This window comes from Paenibacillus sp. J22P277 (assembly GCF_059383675.1).
Window position 1 is genome coordinate 102,062 of sequence record NZ_JBXENS010000002.1, and the last position, 19,815, is coordinate 121,876.

Here is a 19,815-nt window from a genome sequence, read left to right on the forward strand (position 1 = left end):
GACGAAAGGTCTTCGCCTGCTCGTTTACTTGCTTTTATAGTTATAGGATGTGGGTCATGATTAAGGTTAAGTCTGCGGTGTCAATCACGTTGTCTTCGACAACGTCGGCGCGCTTGGCCTTATCCCACTGCGAATCGGTAGTCGTCGTTCTGTAGTACTCGACGCCAAAGGAAATATCGCCAACGTCTGCTTTGGTGTCTTCGTTAACGTCAACGAGGTCTTTATACGTACGAATCAGGATCGATGACGTTTTGTCCTCCGTGTTGTTCAGCACTTCCGTATTGATTCCCTTGGAAGCCGTTGATACTTTGTCAAGCTCGATGTCGGCTTGCAAGAATCGATTGAATACATTGAGCGGCTGCAGCGTCAGCTTCACGACATCCGTGTAGCCCTCATTCGTTATTGGTTTCGTAAAGCCCGCGAGGAAGCGCACGGTGCCATCCTTATCTTCGAAGGCTTGGATGTCATCGGTTTGACCGATCAGTTCCGGAGTCAGCAACTTGAACTTCGTGCTGTCGTAATGGAATGTCACGTCGAGCGCGTTCACGTCATCCGTGTTGCTCAGTGCCAGATAGAATTCCGCCTTGTTGGACAGCTCCGCAATGATCGTATCCTTTTTCGCGTACACTTTGACGTTCGGCTGATTCGTAACCGTGATCGGAGCGGTATTCGCTTCGAGTGCGGAAACGGTAGCTCTGTGTTTATTCAATGTCGTGAGATTGGATTTGGTAAGCTCTACATTGGTTACTGCGGATTTTTGGCCGGTTGGCGCTTCAAATGCAAGCTTGATGACATCCGCATAATCCACCGTGTGAATCGGGTTCGCAAGCGTCGCCTTGATGTTAACTTCTCCGGCCGTAGCGCTGTCGACTACGAAGCTGCCCGTATCCGGCGTTACCAATGCCGCTTCTTTGAATTTCGCTTTCGTGCTGTCGAACTTAAAGGTCACATCTAGATCCTTAACGGCATTCGCGTTCTTGATTGCGTAGTACGCGCTGGATTTATCCTCTGCTTTCGCGTAAACCTTCGCGTCCTCCGGTTTTTTCAACACGGAGTAGGAATCGAGCTTCGTAATGCTGTCGTCCGTTTGGATTTCATACGTGTCGTAAGTGAACGTTGTCGGCGTTACGGTAATCGTAGAGAACATCGGTTTTTTGTGCTGGATTCTTTCTGCAGAATAATACTCAGCAACCGCCGCAAGATCATAATACTTACTTCCGCTCGCGGAGTTCGCCGTAAAGTAGGACGTACCGGTCGGGTTGATATCGTTGCCTGCTGCGTCTTTGAATTGCGTTTGCACGTTGTTGTTATACAGCGGGTACGATCTCGCATACGAGTGGTCATGACCCGTGAATACCAAATCGATGTCAAGCTCGTCGATGATCGGCTGGAGATAAATTCTTCTGTCTAGCGAATCCGATTGCGAGTGAGACGCACCGGCGCCATAGATGTCATGATGCAGCGTAACGAAACGCCATTTTGTATCCGGATGCTCAGCAACGGCTTGTCTCATAAATACGGCATGGTCCGCGGTGCTGGAGCTATTGGAGTTCAACACCATGTACAGCGCATCGCCGTATGTATACGAGTAATCGCCGTTAACGACCTCGCCGCCAACGGTTTGACCGCCCAAAGTCGTCAAATTAGGAACATTATAGTGGTACTGATAGTTAATGTTTGTATCATGGTTACCGACAGTCGTTGCTACCGGAAGGTTTTTGAGTTGGTCGGGAGCCAGATAGAGATCGTATTGCGCCTCGGATGTTCCCGTATCCACCTGGTCGCCGGCAGACATCACGAAGTTGATGTTCGGAAAGTTTTGTTTAGCCAATTGCATGGTGCGTTTCCAACCGGCACCGTCGGTGGTCGCGTTGCCGCTTGCGCCGATTTGCGGATCGCCTACGTACATGAACGTGTAGCTGTCCGGATTTGGCGTTTTGTACTCGGAAGCCGCGCTCCAGTTACCGTCCGTGCCGTCTCCGAAACGGTACGCATACTCGGTGTCTGGCTCGAGACCCGTTGCCGTTACTTTGTTGGAATTGAATCCGGTGACTGCCGCAGAAGTCGTTCCAGTGAATGTCATAATCTTGTCAGCAGTCGGGAAATCAGTACCGTTAACCAGATCTGCGGCTTTCGCCATTTGAACGACGGCAGCGACCGGACTAACGGAAGAGTACCAAGCGAAATTCAATTGGGACACGTCCGAACCCGGAGAAAGCGAAAGGTCCTTCGCCGAATAGGCGGCTTGTACTTCGACTGCCGCTGCCGCACCTTCGGCCCCTTCATCTCCAAGCGCACTAGCTGGCAATATAGATACTGCCAACATCGAAGCCAGGATCAACGAACCTACCTTCGTGAACTGCTTTTTCTTGCCTTTGCTGAACATTGAGATATCAACACTCCCCTAAACTATTTTGCGAGCCTATCAGCCCGACTGTTTAAGTGTAAGGTTGATTTGTTAAATCGCTTTCAGAATTTAGTGTTACCTTTGTAAATTTATGTATAATCTATCATCGATAGCCAATGACCTGCGACCTATGGCTTTCGTACCTGGCTTCTTTATCTTCGTATCCAAAACTTCCAATTTTCAGGTAACTGCTTACGAAAACAATATATTAATCTCCTTGTGCATTTTCTGCCAATAAGATAGATTGATTAGTGTATTTGAGCCAACTCATGCATACAATCCATTCGGGGGTAAGCGATGAAATTAACGAAAACGACAAGAACGGCTCTCTCTCTCCTTGCACTGTTAATCATCTGCGTTTCCATTTATATGTTCCACAGGGCTCCCGAGGTAAAATATCTCCAATCAGGCACCACGAATTCCAAATACGAAACGGCGAAAGTATTGAAGATTCTAGAAGAGCAATTAGAGCAAAGTCCCGATCAACTGAATCTTAGAACCGGCACGCAGCAGCTAGAGGTGAAACTTCTTACCGGCGAGCATAAAGGCGAGGTTCGCACGGTCATGAATTATGTCAGCTTGTACAACCACAATATCTTCAAAGAAGGCTCTACGGCCGTCGTGAACGTGGATACGGCTTCCACGAAAGAATATGAGGTTTTTGTCTACAGCAACCATAAAGCTCCTATCATCCTCGGTTTAATCCTGCTCTTCTTTGCCGCATTATGGGCGGTCGGAGGTAAAAAAGGGCTGCTGTCCGTATTCGGCATTATCTTCACGTTTGCTTGTATCGTTTATTTATTTATTCCGATGATTTATAGAGGTTACTCGCCTATTCTGGCAGCTGTGTTGATCGTCGTTCTAGCCACGTTCGTCACGCTTGTGCTCTTAAACGGCTGGAGCTCAAAGACCTGGTCCGCGATCATCGGTACGATGATCGGGGTGACGGTTGCCGGCCTTATCGCCTATGTCGCCGGAAACATGGCCCATATTTCGGGGTATAACATCGATAGCGGCGAGGCGCTCGTGACCATTTCCCATAACACCGGTTTGCAGCTGAAAGATCTGTTATTTGCCGGAATATTACTCGCTTCGTTAGGTGCTATGATGGATGTCAGCATCTCTGTTGCGGCAGCCGTTCATGAGGTGTATCTCGCCAAACCGAACATCGGCAGGAAAGAATTGTATTTGGCCGGCCTTAACGTGGGACGGGATATGATGGGGACGATGGCATCCACCCTAATTCTTGCGTTCACGGGCAGTGCGCTCAGTTCGCTCATTATCATCTACGCGCTGCGAACTTCCATCGCTCAAATGCTGAACATGAATCTGATCGGCATTGAAGTTATCCTGGGCATGAGCGGATGCATCGGAATCGTGCTCCTCGTACCTGCCGTAGCATTCGTATCATCCAGAATTATTCCGAAATATGAAAAGCTCCCGGCCATGGTTTCTCCCGTAACCGAGAAGCTCCTAGCAACCGAGAAACTTCAAGTAACCGAGCAGCTTTAAAATAGCCGAGCAGCTTCAAACCATGCAAAAAAGGAACACGTCGACTTCATGACTTGTTCCTTTTTCATGCGGCCATGGCTGGAGCCTTGGAGCCGATTCCGATCGCATAATCGCCGGGCCGGGGACAAATCCCTTATCCAAGATCACCCATAATCATCCGATCCAGCGTCGTGCCGGCGACGACCATCGGATAGACGTTCTCGTCCGTCGGTACCATGAATTCGACAAGCACCGGCGCGGGCGTGTCGAGCGCTTCCCGCCAAGCGCGCTCGGCCTCGGCTTTCGTGCTTGCCCGCAGTCCTTTGATGCCGTAAGCTTCGGCCAGCTTGACGAAATCGGGGCTGCCCGCCAGGTCGATCTGGCTGTAGCGGCGCTCGTACATGATTTCCTGCTGCTGCTTGACCATGCCGAGCACCTGATTATTGATGACGACGATCTTGACCGGAATGTTATGGATCGCGCAGACCGCCATCTCCTGCGCGCACATCTGCATGCCGCCGTCGCCGTTGATCGAGACGACGAGCCTCTCCGGATTGCCGAGCTGGGCGCCGATCGCGGAAGGAAAGCCGAAGCCCATCGTCCCCATGCCCCCGGAGGTGATCAACGCGCGCGGATGGTTGAACTTGTAAAACTGTGCGGTCCACATCTGGTGTTGGCCGACGTCGGTGGTAATAATGGCCTCCCCCCGCGTCGTCCGGTGAAGCATCTCGATGACGTACTGCGGCTTTAGCTCCGTCTCGGAATCGCGGTAGCGGAACGGATAGTCCGCCTTATCCCGTCGCAGCCGGGCAATCCATGCTTCGGTCCGGGCCGGCGACGCCGCCGCATTCGCGTAATCGAGCACGTCCTTGATATCGCCGATGCAGGCGATGTCCGTCCTGACGTTCTTGCCGATCTCGGCGGGATCGATGTCGATATGGGCGATCCGCTTGGCCCGCGGGGCGAAGCCGTCCAGCTTCATCGTGACCCGGTCGTCGAACCGCGCGCCGATGGAGATCAGCAGGTCGGCATTTTGGATCGCCGTATTCGCCGCATACCCGCCATGATGGCCGGGCATCCCCAGCCACAGCTCGTGGCTGCTGGGGAAACCGCCCAATCCGAGCAGCGTCGTCGCCACTGGAATCCGGGTGCGGTTCACGAACGCGAGCAGCTCGCTCGCCGCATTGGCGTACACCACGCCGCCGCCGGCAATGATAAGCGGACGCTCGGCTTCCGCGATGGCCGCCAGCAGCTCGTCGATGGCCGCCGGATCGATGATCGGCGCAGGCTCGTAACCTTTCAGGCTCAACTCCGCTTCATACGGTCGATAAACCATGCGGTGATTGGAGACGTCCTTCGGGATGTCGATCAATACCGGACCTTTCCGGCCGCTGCCCGCGATATGGAACGCCTCGCGAACGATGCGGGGCAGGTCGCGCGCGTCGCGCACGAAGTAGCCGTGCTTCGTGATCGGCATCGTGATGCTTACGATGTCCGCCTCTTGAAAGGCGTCCGTGCCCAAGACGGTCGTCGGGACGTTGGCGGTAATCACGACGAGCGGCACGGAATCCATGTATGCCGTGGCGATGCCGGTCACCAAATTCGTCGCCCCGGGGCCGGAGGTCGCGACGCACACGCCGACCTTCCCCGTCGACCTGGCATAGCCGTCCGCCGCGTGGACGGCTCCTTGTTCGTGCCGGGCGAGCAGATGCTTGAATGCCGGATTGCCGGTCATCGCATCGTAGATGTAGAGCGCATTGCCGCCCGGATAGCCGAACACGCAGTCGACGCCCTCGGCCAGCAAACCCCGCAGCAGCGCCTCCGAGCCGCTGATCGTCTCTTCCTGCGCTTGTTCGCGCTTTGGCTCCTGCTTCGACGCCAACTCCTGCACCATCTCCGGCGCTAGTTCCTGCCCCGGCTCTAACTCCTGCTCCCGCTTAGCCGCGCCGTTCGTTGCCATGAATAGCTGCTCCATTCGAAACCCTCCCGAAAATAAAATAACCCCTCTCCTCCCAAACGCCAGACAGCACTGTCTGGCCAAAGGGACGAAAAGGGGTCAAATTTTCGCGGTACCACCCTGGTTCGCCGAAATCTTGCGATTTCGGCCTCACGAGGCAGGGACAAGCCTGCCTCCGCACGCTAACGTGTGCGATTCCGTTCGATTCTACCGTTCGAACCCGGGCGCGGGCGGACCGCCGGATTCGACTTTCGATCGACCGCTCCGAGACGACGCCATACCCGGGCTTAAGGCAAAGGTTTCAGCATTCCCCCTGCTCTCTGGACATAAGGCCACCGGTACTTTTTCTCTTCATCGCGTTCGTATAGGCAACAATAAAACCCCTCTCCTCCGAAGGCGCAGACAATGGTCTGGCCAAGGGACGAAAGGGGTCATCATTTTCGCGGTACCACCCTGGTTTGCCGAAATCTTGCGATGCCGGCCTTGCGAGGCAAGCTTCGACGCCTGCCTTCCGCACGATAACGTGTGCCACTCCGTTCGAGCCTACTCCGCCGGAATGCCGGCTTGCAATGCCGGGACCGCGTTTCGATTCGACCGCTCCGAGACGACGTCATGCGGCGCTTAAGGCAAGGTTCTCAGCGTTCCCCCCGCTCTCTGAGCATAAGCAATCGCGCATGTGATTCTCTTCTTCGCGTTGTAAATTTTTATCATCTTAGCATACCGCCGGACGATTGGCAATCCATATCTTGCGGGTAACCGGCGGCGATCAGCCCTTGACCGCCCCGTCCGTAATCCCCTGGATAACCCACCGCTGGAAGAACGCGAAGATCAGGACGATCGGAATCGACGACAGGATCAGCGACGCGAGAATAAGCGCCCAGTCGCGGCTGTATTTGCCGAAGAACATATTGATCGTCAGCACGAGCGTGTATTTGCGGTAATCGTTGAGCAGCAGCACCGGCAGCAGGAAGTCGTTCCACAGCCAGAGCAGGTTCAGCACGACGATCGTGAACGTGATCGGCACGAGCAGCGGGAAGATGATCAAGAAGAAGCCCTTCCATTCTCCGCAGCCGTCCATGCTCGCCGATTCGTCCAGCTCCCGGGGGATGCCTTTCACGAAGCCGTGGTAGAGGAAGATCGCCATGCTGACGCCGAGGCCCGCGCAGACGACGCCGAGGCCGAACGGGGAGCCTTGCAGCCCGAGGTTCCGCGCCATCTTGGTCAGCGTCACCATGATCGTCTGGAACGGAATGAGCATGGAGGCGACGAACAGCATGAAGATCCAATTGCTCAGCCGGCTCCGCGTGCGGGACAGCTTATACCCCGCCAACGAGCTGCAGACGACGATGCCGACGATGCCCGTCACGGTGACGATGATGGTATTCAAGCCGCTGTGCAGCATGTTCGCTTTCTTGAACGCTTCCGTGTAATTGTCGAATTTGAACGTAGACGGCAAGCCCAAGACGGAGCTGTACACTTCGCCCTCCGTCTTGAACGAATTGACGATGGCCATGTAGATCGGAAAGAGGAAATAAACCGCCAGCAAGGCGAGCACGAGCCATGCGAGCGCGGAATAAAGGCGTCTGCTCATGCTTCCACCTCGCGTTTCTTCATGACCGTCACTTGAATCATCGTGATGACGAAGATGATCAGGAACAGGATGATCGCTTTGGCGCTGGCGTAGCCGTACCGGTTGTTGCCTTGGAACGCTTCTTCGAAAATATTCATCGTAATCGGCTGCGTGCCCCGTCCGGGACCTCCGCCGGTCAAGGCGTAGATCAGGTCATACACTTTGAACGAGCTGTTCAAGGTCAGAAAAATGCAGATCGTCAGCGCGTGCGCGATGAGCGGCAGCGTGATGTAGCGAAGCATATGGAAAGGCGTCGCCCCGTCGATGATCGCCGCTTCCTTCAGGTGTTGGGGGATGCCTTGAATGGCCGACATGTAGATCAACATCAGCGTCCCGACGCCGCCCCAGAGCGAGACGAGCAGAATCGACCAGAACGAGATGTTCGGATCGCCGAGCCAGGACAAGTCCAGGAACTTGAAAGCAGCGTGCTCGGACAGCGCCGGAAGAACCTTCGAGAAGACGAACACCCACATGAACGTGCTGATGATGACGCTGAGCATGTTCGGCATGAAGAAGATCGTGCGGAACAGCCCTTTGGCCCGCTTGCGGGATTCGATGAGCATCGCCAGCAGCAACGCCACCGCGTTCTGAAAGACGACGGCGAAGAACACGTATTTGGCGGTAAACCAAATCGCCGTGCGGAAGTTGCGGTCATCCCGGAGCGCCTCGGCGAAATTGCGAATGCCGACGAAGTCGTAAGTCTTGTTCAAGCCGTTCCAGTCCGTGAAGCTGTAGTACGAGCCTTGCAGCATCGGGATGATCAGAAATATCAGGTAGAGCACGAGGGCGGGCAGGACGAACAACAGCAGCGAGAAGGTCGCTTTGTAGCGTCGGGTCATTTATGCGTTCACTCCTTAAGGACATACCCCGTTTCCGCCGCCCGCTCCCGGGGGCGGCGGCAAAAACAGGGTAGGCTCGTTTTGATCCGGGTACGGGTTACTTGACGGCCGCGTTGGCTTCCTTCCACGCTTTGTCCAAAGCCTTGATGACATCGTCTTTGGACAGCTTCTTGTCGAAGTAGGACTGCAGCGCTTTGCCGGACTCGTCTTTCACCGCGGACGGAATCGCAGGGTCCCTGTAGGATTGCCCGTTGTTCACGTACACCGATGCGTCTTCTACCCAAGGATACGGTTTGAAGGTGTGGTTTTTGGAAACCGGGTTGAATTTCAAGCTTTGGTACAGGTCGTTCGACGCCTGGTCATCCAAGATGAAGTTGAGCAGGTCGGTCGCGACGTCCTTGTTCTTGCTGTTCGGCGGCACGGACAGGGCCGTGGACACCGATACGTTGATGCGCAGCGAAGCCGGGTCGTCGTTGATCGGCAGCGGCGCGACGCCGAATTCCATCTTGTCGTTCATTTTCAGGATGCTGTCCGCGTCCCAAGTGCCCTGCACCCACATCGCCGCTTTGCCGTTGGCGAAGTCGGCCGCGCCGTCGTCGTTGCCCTTCTCGAACGCGCGGTCCGTGCCGTTCGCGTTGACGAGGTCGATGATGTCGAACATTTCCTTGATGTCGGCGAAGCTGCCTTGGTCGCTGTTCATTTTGTCCATGAAATCCTTATGGCTGCTGTTCACGAGCCCGCCGACCGTCAGCGGCAGGAACAGTTGCGGAATCCAGCTTTCCTTGTAGCTGAGCAGGAACGGCGTGACTTTGTTGTCCTTCAGCTTCTGCACGACCGCTTTCATCTCGGTGAGCGTGTTAGGCGGCGCGATGCCGAGATCGCTGAAGATCTTCTTGTTGTACAGGTAACCCCACGAGAGGCTTTCCATCGGCACCGCGACGACTTTGCCGTCCATGGAGACGAGGTCCTTGATGCCGTCGATCAGCTTGCCCGCGAGCGGCTGGTCGGACAGGTCGGTCAGATAGCCGGCTTTGTAGAAGGTCGGCATGTCGTTGCCGGCATGCAGGCTGAATACGTCCGGCACGTCGCCGGTGGCGAGACGGGTTTTCAAGATTTGCGGGGCGTTGTCCGCGCCCGGATATTCGGAGTTGAAGGTGACTTCGATGTTCTTCTCGGCTTTCTCTTTCTCGGCGAACTTCTCGAAGTAGCCGTCGAACTGCTCGCGGAACCGGTCAAGGCCGCCGAGAAAAATTTTGAGCTCGACTTTCTTCGGCGCCGCCGCCGGCTGGTTGTCCGCCGCGTTGTTCGCAGGCGCGTTGTTTGCGGGCGCATCGTTCGCTGCCGCGTTGCTTCCCGAGCCGCCTGCGTTCGCGTTATTGTTCGCGGTTCCTCCGCCGGACGAACAAGCGGCTGTCAGTCCCAGCACTGTAACCGCTGCCAAAATCGAAATTGATTTCTTCATTTCAAGGCCCCCCTATGTCGTGGTAACGCTTACGTAATGAGTATAACGGGGAGGGTACGCCCTTGGCATTGGACCGCATTTGCGTATTGTTATGGACGATATTGATATTGGGCAATGCTTCCTTAGCGCTCGTCCGCCGCTTCCCTTCTTGCCTGCGCGGGCGTGATGCCCGTGATTTTCTTGAAAATGCGATGAAAATACGTCAGATCGGAATAGCCTACCGCTTCCGCCGCGCTCTTGATCGACGCGGAAGCCTGCAGCAGCCGGTTCGCCTCCTCGACCCGCCTCGCGATGATATAATCCATCACCGTCGTGCCCGTGACGCCCTTGAACGTCCGCGACAAATGCTCCTTGCTGACGAAGTAGAGGCTCGCGATCGACTCCAGCGTGATCGGCTCCGCGTACGCGCGGTCGATGAACTGCCGGATATGCTCGATGTCGATCCGGCCCTTGCTTCGGCGGAGCTGGATCGTCCCTTCCAGCACGCACACGTACGACGAGCGAAGCATGCCGATCCATTGCTCGAGCGGGGTAAAGTCGGTCACGAAGAACGCCCCGGCCTGCGCCGGCAGCGCCGAGGAGGAATCAATGCCGGCTTTCGCCATCAGTTCGTCCAGCAGCAGCATGAAATGTTTGTACAACAGATGGTTCAACCCCGGGGCGGCGTTCGCCTGCGACCGCAGGAGCGTCTCGAGCGCGTCGAACGACTCGCGGACGGCCTCGGCCTGCAGCTCCTGGAACTGCCGCGAGAGCTGTTCCTTGAATTCGGTCACGGCGCTCATGACGTCCTTGGCCATCGGCTGCGCGGCGTGAAGACCCCGCGCGGTCCGAAGCTCCGACGCGGCCTTCTCCAGCGCACGGTTCAGCTCCTCCGCCTGAACGGGCTTCAGGATATATTCGTCGACCCGCGACTGGATCGCTTGCTTCGTATACGCGAAATCATCGAAGCCGCTGATGACGATCTTGCGAATGAAGGGATAGTCTTCCGTCAGCTTGCGCAGCAGCTCCACGCCGTCCATGCCGCGCATGCGCATGTCCGTGATGACGATATCCGGACGGATCTCGTCGATGATCCGCAGGCCGCTCAGCCCCTCCTCCGCTTCCTCGACCTGCACGATCCCGAAGCGTTCCCAGTCCGCGAGCCGCTTGATGCTGTCGCGCGTCCAAAATTCATCGTCGATGATGACCGCCTTCATTCCGTTTCTCCCTTCTCTTGGGCGGGAATCAACAGTTTGACCGTCGTTCCCTCGTTCACCCCGCTCGAGACGAACAGCCCGTACTCCTCGCCGAACAGCAGCTTGATTCTCGCGTTGACGTTGCTCATGCCCATGCCTTCCGCGCTCTCCTGCGCTTCCGTCTCTTGGCTCAGCTGCCGGCGAATCTCGGCCAGGCGCGCTTCTCCGATGCCCGCTCCGTTGTCCGCGATATCGATCTCGATCTCGTCCAGCACCTTCTCGACCCGGATGGAGATGCGCCACGCGTCCATCTTGCCTTCGAGGCCGTGGAAGAAGCAGTTCTCCACGATCGGCTGCAGCGAGAACTTCGGAATCCGGCAGGCGAGGCACTCCTCGTCCGCTTCGATCCCTACCTCGATCATGCTCTGGAACCGCAGCTTCTGGATCTGAAGGTAGTTCCGGGCATGCTCCAGCTCGTCGGCCACCGTGACCAGGTCCGACTTCATCCGGATCGCGTAACGGAACAAATCGCTGATCGCCCGGACGTGGTCGTTGATCTCGGGCACGTTGCGGGACAGCGCGATGCCCCCGATCGCCTGCAGGGCGTTATGCAGGAAATGCGGATTGATCTGCGCCTGCATCGCCTTCACCTGCGCCGTGCGCTTCTCGATCTTCGCCTTGTACTCCGTCTGGATCAGCTCCTTGATCCGGCCGAGCATGGAATTGAACCGCCGCTCCAGCGTGCCGATCTCGTCGCTTCGCGGCTCGCGGATGTCCACGTCGAAGTTCTGGATCTCGACCGCCTTCATCGACTTCGTCAGCCGGATGATCGGCCTCGTCGTGACGTAGGCGATGAGCACCGACGCCGCGATGGCCACGAACGCGAACGCGATCGCGGTGAACAGGCTGAAATTCAGCGTCGAGGACGCGCCTTCGGTGACGTACCGGATCGGAATGAACTTCACGATCCAGACCTGCCCGGACACGCTCGGCTGGTAGAACAAGAAGCCCCGCTTCGATTCCGTGTAACCCGGGCCGTACGGGCCGGAAATCGCCGCCTTCAGCGTCTCCCGGTCGGTGGAGATGGTCGGGGCATACGGATTGTACATGACGTTGCCGTCCGCATCCGCCACGAACACTTCGCTGTTGGATTCCGAGCGGACCATGTCGAGCACGCTGTTCATCATCTTCCACCGGACCTCGAGCGTGACGCCGCCGAGCACCTCCCGGTCCGAGAACCGGTTCATGCTGCGGACAAGGGAGAACGTGTTCTTCCCGTTGTTGAGCAGCAGGTTCAAGCTTTCGTGCGTCCGCCCGATCGCGCCCCAGTCGGCCTGCGGGGTCCCCAGCTGATCCGTCGTGATGCCCGCGTCCTTGTCGACGACGTACAGGCGATTCTGGGATTTCAGATAGAGCGCGATCTGCGCGATATTTTTATTGTTGGCGCTGTAGAGCGATTTCAGCTTGTCGATCGTGTATGGATTGACGAACGCCGGCGTGCCCTCGCTCTGGACCGTGCCTCCGTTGGCGTTCGGAAACAGCGTGCTGTCGAGGAGAAGCGAATAGGACACCGCCTGCAGCTGATCGAATTTCTCGTCGAAGTATTTGGACGCCCATTCCATCCGGGATTCGTTCGAGCGAATCACCTCGGACGCGAGCGATTGCTTCGTCGTCTTCGTCGCGAACAGCGTGACCAGCGACAGCGGCAGCACGGCGATCAGCACCATGAGCAGCATGAGCTTGTACCGGAGGCTGAGCTGGAACGGACGGACGATGCCCCGCAGAACCTTCCTTGCCATCATTATCGCCATCGTCATCCCCGCTTCGTGTAGAAATGCATCTACCAGCAAGTGTGACGCCTGTCGGTGCAAGTTGTCAACGCTTCCATTATGGAAAAGCGTTTAGGTTGCAGGAAAGCGGATCAGGCGGACCTGATCGTGATATGCGGTCCGCAGCATCCGAGAGAGCCGATGCACGGGTGCAGGATAAGCGTAGTGCGGATGCAAAACTGCCGCTGCACGGCTGCAGTCCAGACGCATCGCGGCGCAGCACGGGAGCAGCACAAGAGGAGCGCGCAAAGCATGGGCGGACGAGCATTCCTCGCCGCGCCGGCGGGAATCGCATCATTCGCCTCTCCCTATTCCCGCGCCGCTTGGTATAATACGGAGGAAGGGAGTGAATCATGGCATGAGTCGATTTATCGATCATTATATCCGGAGCGAAGCGGAGAGGGCCAGAGCGGATCGGGCGGAAGCCTTGGCCGCTCGGTTCGCGGAGCGTGCGCCGAGGCATGACCGGGAGGGCTCGTTTCCGTTCGATAATTTCGCCGATCTGCGCGAAGCCGGGTATTTGAAAATAACCGTTCCCCGGGCATTCGGCGGGGACGAGTTGTCGCTCTACGAGCTCGTCATGCTTCAGGAACGGCTTGCTTACGGGGACGGATCGACGGCGCTGGCGGTAGGCTGGCATGTCGGCCAGGTGATGCATCTGCGAACGACGCGGAAATGGCCGGAGCCGGTCTTCGCCGAGCTGTGCCGCGCCATCGTGGAGGACGGCGCGATGATCAACACGTTCGCCAGCGAAGCGGCCTCGGGCAGTCCGAGCCGCGGCGGCCGGCCGGAGACCATCGCGGTGCCCGCGGAGGGCGGCGGCTGGCTGATCACGGGACGCAAGACGTTCAGCACGCTGTCCCCGATACTCGACCGGTTCGTCGTGACGGCTTATCTGCCGGACGAGGAATGCGCGGCGGATTTTCTCGTTCGCCGCAGCGACCGCGTGACCGTCGTGGAGACGTGGGACACGCTCGGCATGCGCGCGACCGGCAGCCACGACGTCGTGCTGGACGGCGCGTTTGCCGAGCCCGGCATGCGGCTGTCCGGCAAAGGCATGGACGACGGAGCCGGCTGGATGCTGCATATTCCGGCGTGCTACATGGGCATCGCCCTCGCCGCGCGGGATTACGCGCTGGCCTTCGCCCGCGCGTATCGTCCCAACACGATGGACAAACCGATCGCCGCGCTCCCGGCCGTCCAGCAGACGATCGGCGAGATGGAGGTCCTGCTTCGATCGGCGCGCTCGCTGCTGTACGAGGCGGCGGACCGCTGGGACAAGGAAGCGGACCGCCGGCCATCGCTCAAGCCCGAGCTCGGCTTGGCCAAGTACGCGGTCACCAATAACGCCATCAAGGTCGTCGACCTGGCGATGCGCATCGTCGGCGGCACGAGCTTGGCGCGCAGCAATCCGCTGGAGCGCTATTACCGCGACGTCCGCGCCGGGCTGCATAATCCGCCGATGGACAATGCGGTGCTCTCGACGCTGGCCGCGGCCGCGCTGGGCGAGACGCCGGAAGACTGACGCATTGCGGCGTTGTCCCAAAAGTATTTGGACGACATCGGCACTTCCCATTTGACACGCAAAAGGACCTCGAATTCCACTAAAGCGGAAATCGAGGTTCTTTCGTGCATAGAATTTCGTGCTAAGTCCGGCTTGAGAACTCGCGGAATGACTTTTGGGACAATTCCGTTTCTTGAGCTAGAAGACCATATACCCGCTAAAACAAATCGTGATACGTCCGCTGCGGCGCATCCCGGTTGCCTTTCAGAAAATACTCATGGTTGCCGAAATGGGCCAACGCCTCTCGGTCCGACAGCCACACCCACTCGTCGATCTCCGTCTGGCAGCGGTGGGCGCGGAACGAAGCCAGCTTGGCCGCCAAATGGTCGCGCACGTCGACCTTGATGACGTCCTTATGGGTATAGCCGTACCGTTCGGGATGCTCCATCGCGTCGCCGAACGTGATGAAATAAAGCGCGCCCTTGCCCGCGGAACGCCGGAATGCGGCCGTCGCCGCCTTGCCGATCGCGCAGTGGTCCGGGTGCCCGCCCAGCTTTTCGTGAAAGGTCAGCACGACGTCCGGCTCGAGCTCGCGAATCAAATCCTCGATCCTTCCCGTCAGCGCTTCCTCGTCCGCGAACTCGACCGTTTTGTCCCGCATATCGAAGAAAATCAGCTTCCCGATGCCCAGGCACTCGCAGGCCGCCCGCAATTCCTGCTCCCGCGCGGCCGCCATCGTTTCCCGGTTCAGATACGGCGGATTGCCCATCCGGCGCCCCATCTCGCCCCTCGTGGCGCTTACCAGCGTGATGTCCACGCCTTCGCTCGCGTATTTGGCCAACATCCCGCCGCAAATGAACGATTCGTCGTCGGGGTGCGCGAAGACCGCCAGCAGCTTGCGTTTGCTATCGCTCGTGTTCATTCCGGAAACGGCTCCTTTCCTGCATGCAGGGCGACATGCATGCGTCCTCTGTCATCGTAGCCGGCCAGCAGCAGCCGGCCCTGCCCGTCGACCTCGTAATGCGTGAGCGCTTCCATCCGCAGCCATCCGTGGCCGTCGAACCGGAGCGCGACCCGGTAGGAGCTGCCCTCTCCCGCGATAAACGCGTCGGTCACCTTGACCTTGAAATTCCGGACGAACACGAAGGACGTCGCCTCGCTGTGAAGATAGACCTCGGCTCCGACGAAACGCCGAAGCTCGGTCTCGACTTCCGGCTTGTTGATTTTAATCATCGCACAGGATCCTTTTCTCGTGGAATTTGGATTGCATGCTTATTGTAGCATGAGAAAGCGGCTTGCCGAATCGTTCCGAACGAATAAAAAAACCCGTCCCGGGGCGGATTCGCCCAAACCCGGAACGGGATCGGATCGAGAGAGGCTTAGATCAAACCGGACTTCTGCAGCAATCGCTGCATGATCGCCGCGGTCTCCGCCCTTGTCAACGGCGCCTGCGGAGCAAGCGCTCCGCCGGCCGGCCGCATTCGCGTTACGGCTTCGCTTGGCGTTTGCGGCTTGCTTTCTCCAAGTTCTCCGCGGCCCGGTATTCCACGATCCGGCGGATCAGCTCGTACGGCAGAGGGTCGCCGATCGGAAATTGCACGGCGCCCTTCGACCCTTTGTACGCGGACAGCTCGTCCTTGAACGCCGCGATGCCGCTCGACGTCGGATAGAAGCCGATATGCTTCTTGTACGCGGCGAAGTACACGAGACTGCCCTCCAGCTCGAACGCGGGCATCCGGTACGCGATTTTCTCCTTCGCGTCCGGCGCAGACGCGCGGATGACCTGCCGCAGCGTTTGCAGCTCGGCCTGCACGTCCGGCGGGAACAGCGCGATATAGGCGTCGATCGTGGCGTAATCCGTTTTGTCCGTCTCCTTCATGATGGGCTCCTCTCGCACGGCTCGTACCGCGACGGTCGCTGCTGGTTTGTTAGTGACTGTATGATGGCTTTAAAATTGGCTTTTACGATGGCTTTAGGATTGGCTTTACGATGGCTTTATTGTACCAAAAGCTTGCCGCCAGCCAAAAAAAGCGGCAAAACGGGGTTCCCCCGCTCGCCGCATCCAATCGATTACGATTTCACGAGCTCGTTATCCTCGAATTGCGGCAGCCAGCCCCGGTTCGCTTCGAAGAGCTCGTCCACCATGCTTTGGATCTCGCTCAAGCTCAACACGGCGGAGGTCAGCGGATCGAACGCGATCGCTTGGAAGATCTTGCGGCGGTCGCCCGTCAGCGCCCCTTCGACCGCCAGCTCCTCGCATCTCGCGCTCGTGTTCACGAGGATCGCGAGATGGTCCGGCAGCTTGCCGACGTGAATCGGCGACAGGCCGCCGCGCGATGCCAGCACCGGGACCTCGACGCACGCGCCTTCCGGCAGGTTGTCGATCAAGCCGAAATTGCGCACGTTGCCGTTGAACCGGAACAGCGTGCCGTCGCCGAACGCCGCGTTGAAGATATATGAAGCATACTCCCCGCCGCGCGCCAGGTCGACCGGCGCGTCGCGCCACGCTTCCATCTGCTTCTGCCAATCGTTCTTCATGCGCTCCCCGTATTTGACGGTGACGCCGTATTCGCCCGGATTCCAGCCCGTCCCGTGCGTGCAATAGCGCTCGATCAGATCCGGACGCTTGCGGAACCACGCGTTATATTCCGAGTTGTGGCCGCTCGACTCCGTGACGTAATAATCCAGATGCAGGAACATTTCATTGCGCACGATCTCCTCGTTGTAGACCGCGGGGTCGTGCTTCACTTTGTCCCGGATAAGCGGGTAGACATCCTCGCCGTTGCGCTTGAAATCCAGATAGAACGCCTGATGATTGATGCCCGCGCACGTATACGTCACTTCCTCCATCGGCGCGCCGATCCAGCCCGCGAGCATGGCCGCCGTCCCCTGCACGCTATGGCATAGGCCCGTCACCTGCACGCTCGTCTCGCCCTGCAGCGCCCGGCAGAGCATCGCCATCGGATTCGTGTAATTCAGGACGATCGCATCCGGACAGAGCAGCTCGACGTCGCGGCAGATGTCCAGCATCGCCGGAAGCGTTCTCAAAAAACGGAATACGCCGGCCGGACCCCGGGTATCGCCGATATTGATGTCGACCCCGTATTTCTTCGGAATCTCCACGTCGTGCCGGAACACGTCCAAGCCGCCGACCAGGATCGTGCAGACGACGCCGTTCGCGCCCCGCAGCGCCTCTTCGCGGTCGGTCGTGGCCTCCAGGGTCACCTCGCCGTAATTTCCGGCGGCAATGATCTTCTCCACGGCCGCTTTGGCGAAAGCGAGCCGGCCCGGGTCGATATCCATCAGGGCAATCGTGCTGTCTTGAAACGCGGGAAAGGTCAGCAGGTCGCGCACCAAATTTTTCGTGAACACCAAGCTGCCGGCGCCGATAAAGGCGATCTTCGAAGTCAAATCAATCTCCTCCTTCATGATCGTTGCATGCGGGCGGTTGCGCTGTGCCGCAGGCGCGGCAGCAGGTCAGCCTAATGATTGGTATTCGGCGTCCGCGTTTCGGCACCTGCCCGATTCTTCAACTTCAAGGCGATTTCGTCCTAAAATACCAAACCTATCCAGCCGATATACCAGAAGGAGGGAAGTAGAAAACATGAAAAAAACAATCGTTCTATTCGCGCTGGGCGCCCTGCTGCTCGCGGGCTGCTCGAACGGCGCAAGCAACGACAAGGCCGCGAACGGGGCTGCCGCCAATGTCCAACCGGCCGATGCGCCGGCGGAGAATGACGCGAACCGGACGGATGCGGCGGGGACCGAAGAGGCGGTCGACGACGAACAGCAGATCGAAGCGGACAAAGGATTATTGAACGCGGAGGTCACGCTGCCGGCCAGTTTCTTCGAAGGCGAGGACCAGACCAGCGAGTCGATCATCGCGGGCGCGAAGAGCAAGGGCGTCAAAGACGTCACAAAGAACGCGGACGGCTCCTATACGTACAAGATGTCCAAGTCCGTCTATAACGACATGCTGAAGGATGCGGAGAAAAGCGTGCTCGACTACGCGGCCACGCTGACGGACGGCGAGACGTTCAAATCCATCCAAAGCGTGGACCATAACGAATCGCTCTCCGAGTTCACCCTGACCGTGGACAAGGCCGCGTTCGAAGGCGGTTTCGACGGCTTCGCCGGTCTTGGCCTCGGCATGAGCGCGATGATGTACCAGGCGTTCAACGGCGCTGCTCCGGACAAGTATAAGGTCACGATCAACTACAAGGATGCTAGCACGAAAGAAGTGTTCAACACGGTCGTATATCCCGACGCCTTGAAGGACCTGCAGGCAACGGAATAATGCTGCGCGTTTGACGTCTCGCCGGTAGGCGGCGGCTTGTCCATACGCATAAAAGGCTTGCCCCGCGTAGGAGCAAGCCTTTTTGACGTCCTCATTTGTTCCCATATCCGAATGCCGCTTAGTTAAACCGGTACGTCCAGAACCGTTCCGTTCCGAACCGTTCCTGCATCTCCCGATCCGTCAACGAGTTGCTGCCGATCACGCCGTGGAACTGGGAGCGGTGCGCCCGTATCGCGCCCATCTTCTGCTTCAGGAAGCCTTTAACGTCGCTGATGACGTCGGGGCGTCCGATCGCCAGTTCGTGGTCCCGCGAGAATGCCATGCAGCGCACGAGAGGACGCTCGTCCTCGGGCAGGCTTCCGACCGTCCGCACCACGGCCGCGCCGGTGGCGTCATGGTCGGGATGGACCGAATAGCCCGGATAGAAGGTATAGACGAGGGAAGGCTTCACCTCGTCCAGAATCGCCGCGATGCTGCCGTCCAGCAGCGCCGTATCTTCGAATTCGACCGTTTTGTCATGGTATCCGAGCAGCCTCAGATCTTGAATGCCGATCGCGGCGCAGGATTCCTCGAGCTCTTGCTTGCGAATGCCGGGGAGTCCGACCCGGTTGGTGAAGGGCGGGTTGCCCATGTTGCGGCCCATTTCCCCCAGCGTCAGACAGGCGTAAGTGACCGGCGAGCCGGCCACGATATGCTTCGCCAGCGTACCGGACAAAGCGAAAGCTTCGTCGTCCGGATGCGGCAGCACGACAAGGATGTGACGTTCCATCGCGTTCTTCATCTCCTCTTTCATCAGAAAGGCTCCCGGCTCAGCTGCAGGGCGACGACCAGCTTGCCCTGACCGTCGTGCCCGGCCAAAATCAGCCGTTCCCGATCGGTCTCTTCGAAATGGGTCAGCCCTTCGGAGTAGACCCAGCCGTGCGGCATTTTGAGGCCGACCCGGTAAGGCCCGTTCCCGGAGATCGAGCCGTGCGTGAAGCGAATGACGGCATTGCTGATAAAGGTCGCCGCCGGATGCTTCGACGCGTCCATATGGGCGGCATACGCGCCCGTGGTCATCTCGAGATGAATATATAACTCCTGATCCCGTAACTCGTCAATCCGATGCTGGATCTCATTAAAGTCGATTAGCTGCATGTGCTGCCTCCCTCCCAACGTTACAACGTTGCCCTTAATGCGATTATAGCCCAAATCCGCTAGACTTCCAAAACATCCGTCAAATCC

The 19,815-nt window shown here is 58.0% G+C and carries 16 protein-coding genes; 3 read left to right on the forward strand and 13 right to left on the reverse strand.

Annotated elements, in window-relative coordinates:
- Positions 1-40: 40 nt before the first annotated feature.
- Positions 41-2,386, reverse strand: coding sequence for a metallophosphoesterase (locus AC50YL_RS05215; RefSeq protein ID WP_494829932.1), 2,346 nt, complete (start codon positions 2,384-2,386; stop codon positions 41-43).
- Between the two features lie 318 nt (positions 2,387-2,704).
- Here AC50YL_RS05215 and AC50YL_RS05220 point away from each other — a divergent pair, with 318 nt between their 5' ends.
- On the forward strand, positions 2,705-3,919 hold the full coding sequence (locus AC50YL_RS05220) for a YibE/F family protein (RefSeq protein ID WP_494829934.1): 1,215 nt from the start codon (positions 2,705-2,707) through the stop codon (positions 3,917-3,919).
- Positions 3,920-4,052: 133 nt separating this feature from the next.
- On the opposite strand, the gene ilvB is transcribed toward AC50YL_RS05220, so the two are convergent.
- The 6 genes from ilvB to AC50YL_RS05250 all read right to left on the reverse strand — a co-directional run bounded on the left by ilvB (position 4,053) and on the right by AC50YL_RS05250 (position 12,763).
- Positions 4,053-5,792 carry a biosynthetic-type acetolactate synthase large subunit gene (gene ilvB / locus AC50YL_RS05225; RefSeq protein ID WP_494831155.1) on the reverse strand — a complete coding sequence of 580 codons (1,740 nt, stop codon included), beginning with the start codon at positions 5,790-5,792 and terminating at the stop codon, positions 4,053-4,055.
- Between the two features lie 829 nt (positions 5,793-6,621).
- Entirely contained in the window at positions 6,622-7,446 is an 825-nt protein-coding gene (locus AC50YL_RS05230) for a carbohydrate ABC transporter permease (protein WP_494829936.1), read from the reverse strand.
- The gene (locus AC50YL_RS05235) at positions 7,443-8,324 is read right to left on the reverse strand and encodes a carbohydrate ABC transporter permease (RefSeq protein ID WP_494829938.1); all 882 of its coding nucleotides are present in this window, start codon (positions 8,322-8,324) and stop codon (positions 7,443-7,445) included. The genes AC50YL_RS05230 and AC50YL_RS05235 overlap by 4 nt, the downstream gene beginning before the upstream one ends.
- A gap of 97 nt (positions 8,325-8,421) precedes the next feature.
- The gene (locus AC50YL_RS05240; RefSeq protein WP_494829940.1) at positions 8,422-9,786 is read right to left on the reverse strand and encodes an ABC transporter substrate-binding protein; all 1,365 of its coding nucleotides are present in this window, start codon (positions 9,784-9,786) and stop codon (positions 8,422-8,424) included.
- Positions 9,787-9,908: 122 nt separating this feature from the next.
- The gene (locus AC50YL_RS05245) at positions 9,909-10,982 is read right to left on the reverse strand and encodes a response regulator transcription factor (protein WP_494829941.1); all 1,074 of its coding nucleotides are present in this window, start codon (positions 10,980-10,982) and stop codon (positions 9,909-9,911) included.
- Positions 10,979-12,763: a sensor histidine kinase gene (locus AC50YL_RS05250; protein WP_494829943.1), complete on the reverse strand. Its 1,785-nt coding sequence runs from the start codon at positions 12,761-12,763 to the stop codon at positions 10,979-10,981. The genes AC50YL_RS05245 and AC50YL_RS05250 overlap by 4 nt, the downstream gene beginning before the upstream one ends.
- Before the next feature lie 385 nt (positions 12,764-13,148).
- Between AC50YL_RS05250 and AC50YL_RS05255 the strand changes: the two genes are divergently transcribed.
- On the forward strand, positions 13,149-14,315 hold the full coding sequence (locus tag AC50YL_RS05255) for an acyl-CoA dehydrogenase family protein (RefSeq protein WP_494829945.1): 1,167 nt from the start codon (positions 13,149-13,151) through the stop codon (positions 14,313-14,315).
- A gap of 196 nt (positions 14,316-14,511) precedes the next feature.
- Here AC50YL_RS05255 and AC50YL_RS05260 read toward each other — a convergent pair whose 3' ends face one another.
- The 4 genes from AC50YL_RS05260 to melA form a co-directional block, all read right to left on the reverse strand.
- Entirely contained in the window at positions 14,512-15,216 is a 705-nt protein-coding gene (locus AC50YL_RS05260) for a PIG-L family deacetylase (protein WP_494829946.1), read from the reverse strand.
- On the reverse strand, positions 15,213-15,527 hold the full coding sequence (locus AC50YL_RS05265; protein WP_494829947.1) for a DUF1806 family protein: 315 nt from the start codon (positions 15,525-15,527) through the stop codon (positions 15,213-15,215). The genes AC50YL_RS05260 and AC50YL_RS05265 overlap by 4 nt, the downstream gene beginning before the upstream one ends.
- A 253-nt stretch (positions 15,528-15,780) precedes the next feature.
- Complete coding sequence (locus AC50YL_RS05270; protein WP_494829948.1) at positions 15,781-16,173, reverse strand: iron chaperone; 393 nt, start codon at positions 16,171-16,173, stop codon at positions 15,781-15,783.
- Positions 16,174-16,364: 191 nt separating this feature from the next.
- On the reverse strand, positions 16,365-17,705 hold the full coding sequence (gene melA, locus AC50YL_RS05275) for an alpha-galactosidase (RefSeq protein ID WP_494829950.1): 1,341 nt from the start codon (positions 17,703-17,705) through the stop codon (positions 16,365-16,367).
- Between the two features lie 193 nt (positions 17,706-17,898).
- Here melA and AC50YL_RS05280 point away from each other — a divergent pair, with 193 nt between their 5' ends.
- Positions 17,899-18,591, forward strand: coding sequence for a hypothetical protein (locus AC50YL_RS05280; RefSeq protein WP_494829951.1), 693 nt, complete (start codon positions 17,899-17,901; stop codon positions 18,589-18,591).
- A 118-nt stretch (positions 18,592-18,709) separates the two neighbouring features.
- Here AC50YL_RS05280 and bshB2 read toward each other — a convergent pair whose 3' ends face one another.
- A complete protein-coding gene (gene bshB2 / locus AC50YL_RS05285) occupies positions 18,710-19,360 on the reverse strand; it encodes a bacillithiol biosynthesis deacetylase BshB2 (protein WP_494831157.1) in 651 nt (216 codons plus the stop codon).
- Between the two features lie 23 nt (positions 19,361-19,383).
- Positions 19,384-19,728: a YojF family protein gene (locus tag AC50YL_RS05290; RefSeq protein ID WP_494829952.1), complete on the reverse strand. Its 345-nt coding sequence runs from the start codon at positions 19,726-19,728 to the stop codon at positions 19,384-19,386.
- Positions 19,729-19,815: the final 87 nt, after the last annotated feature.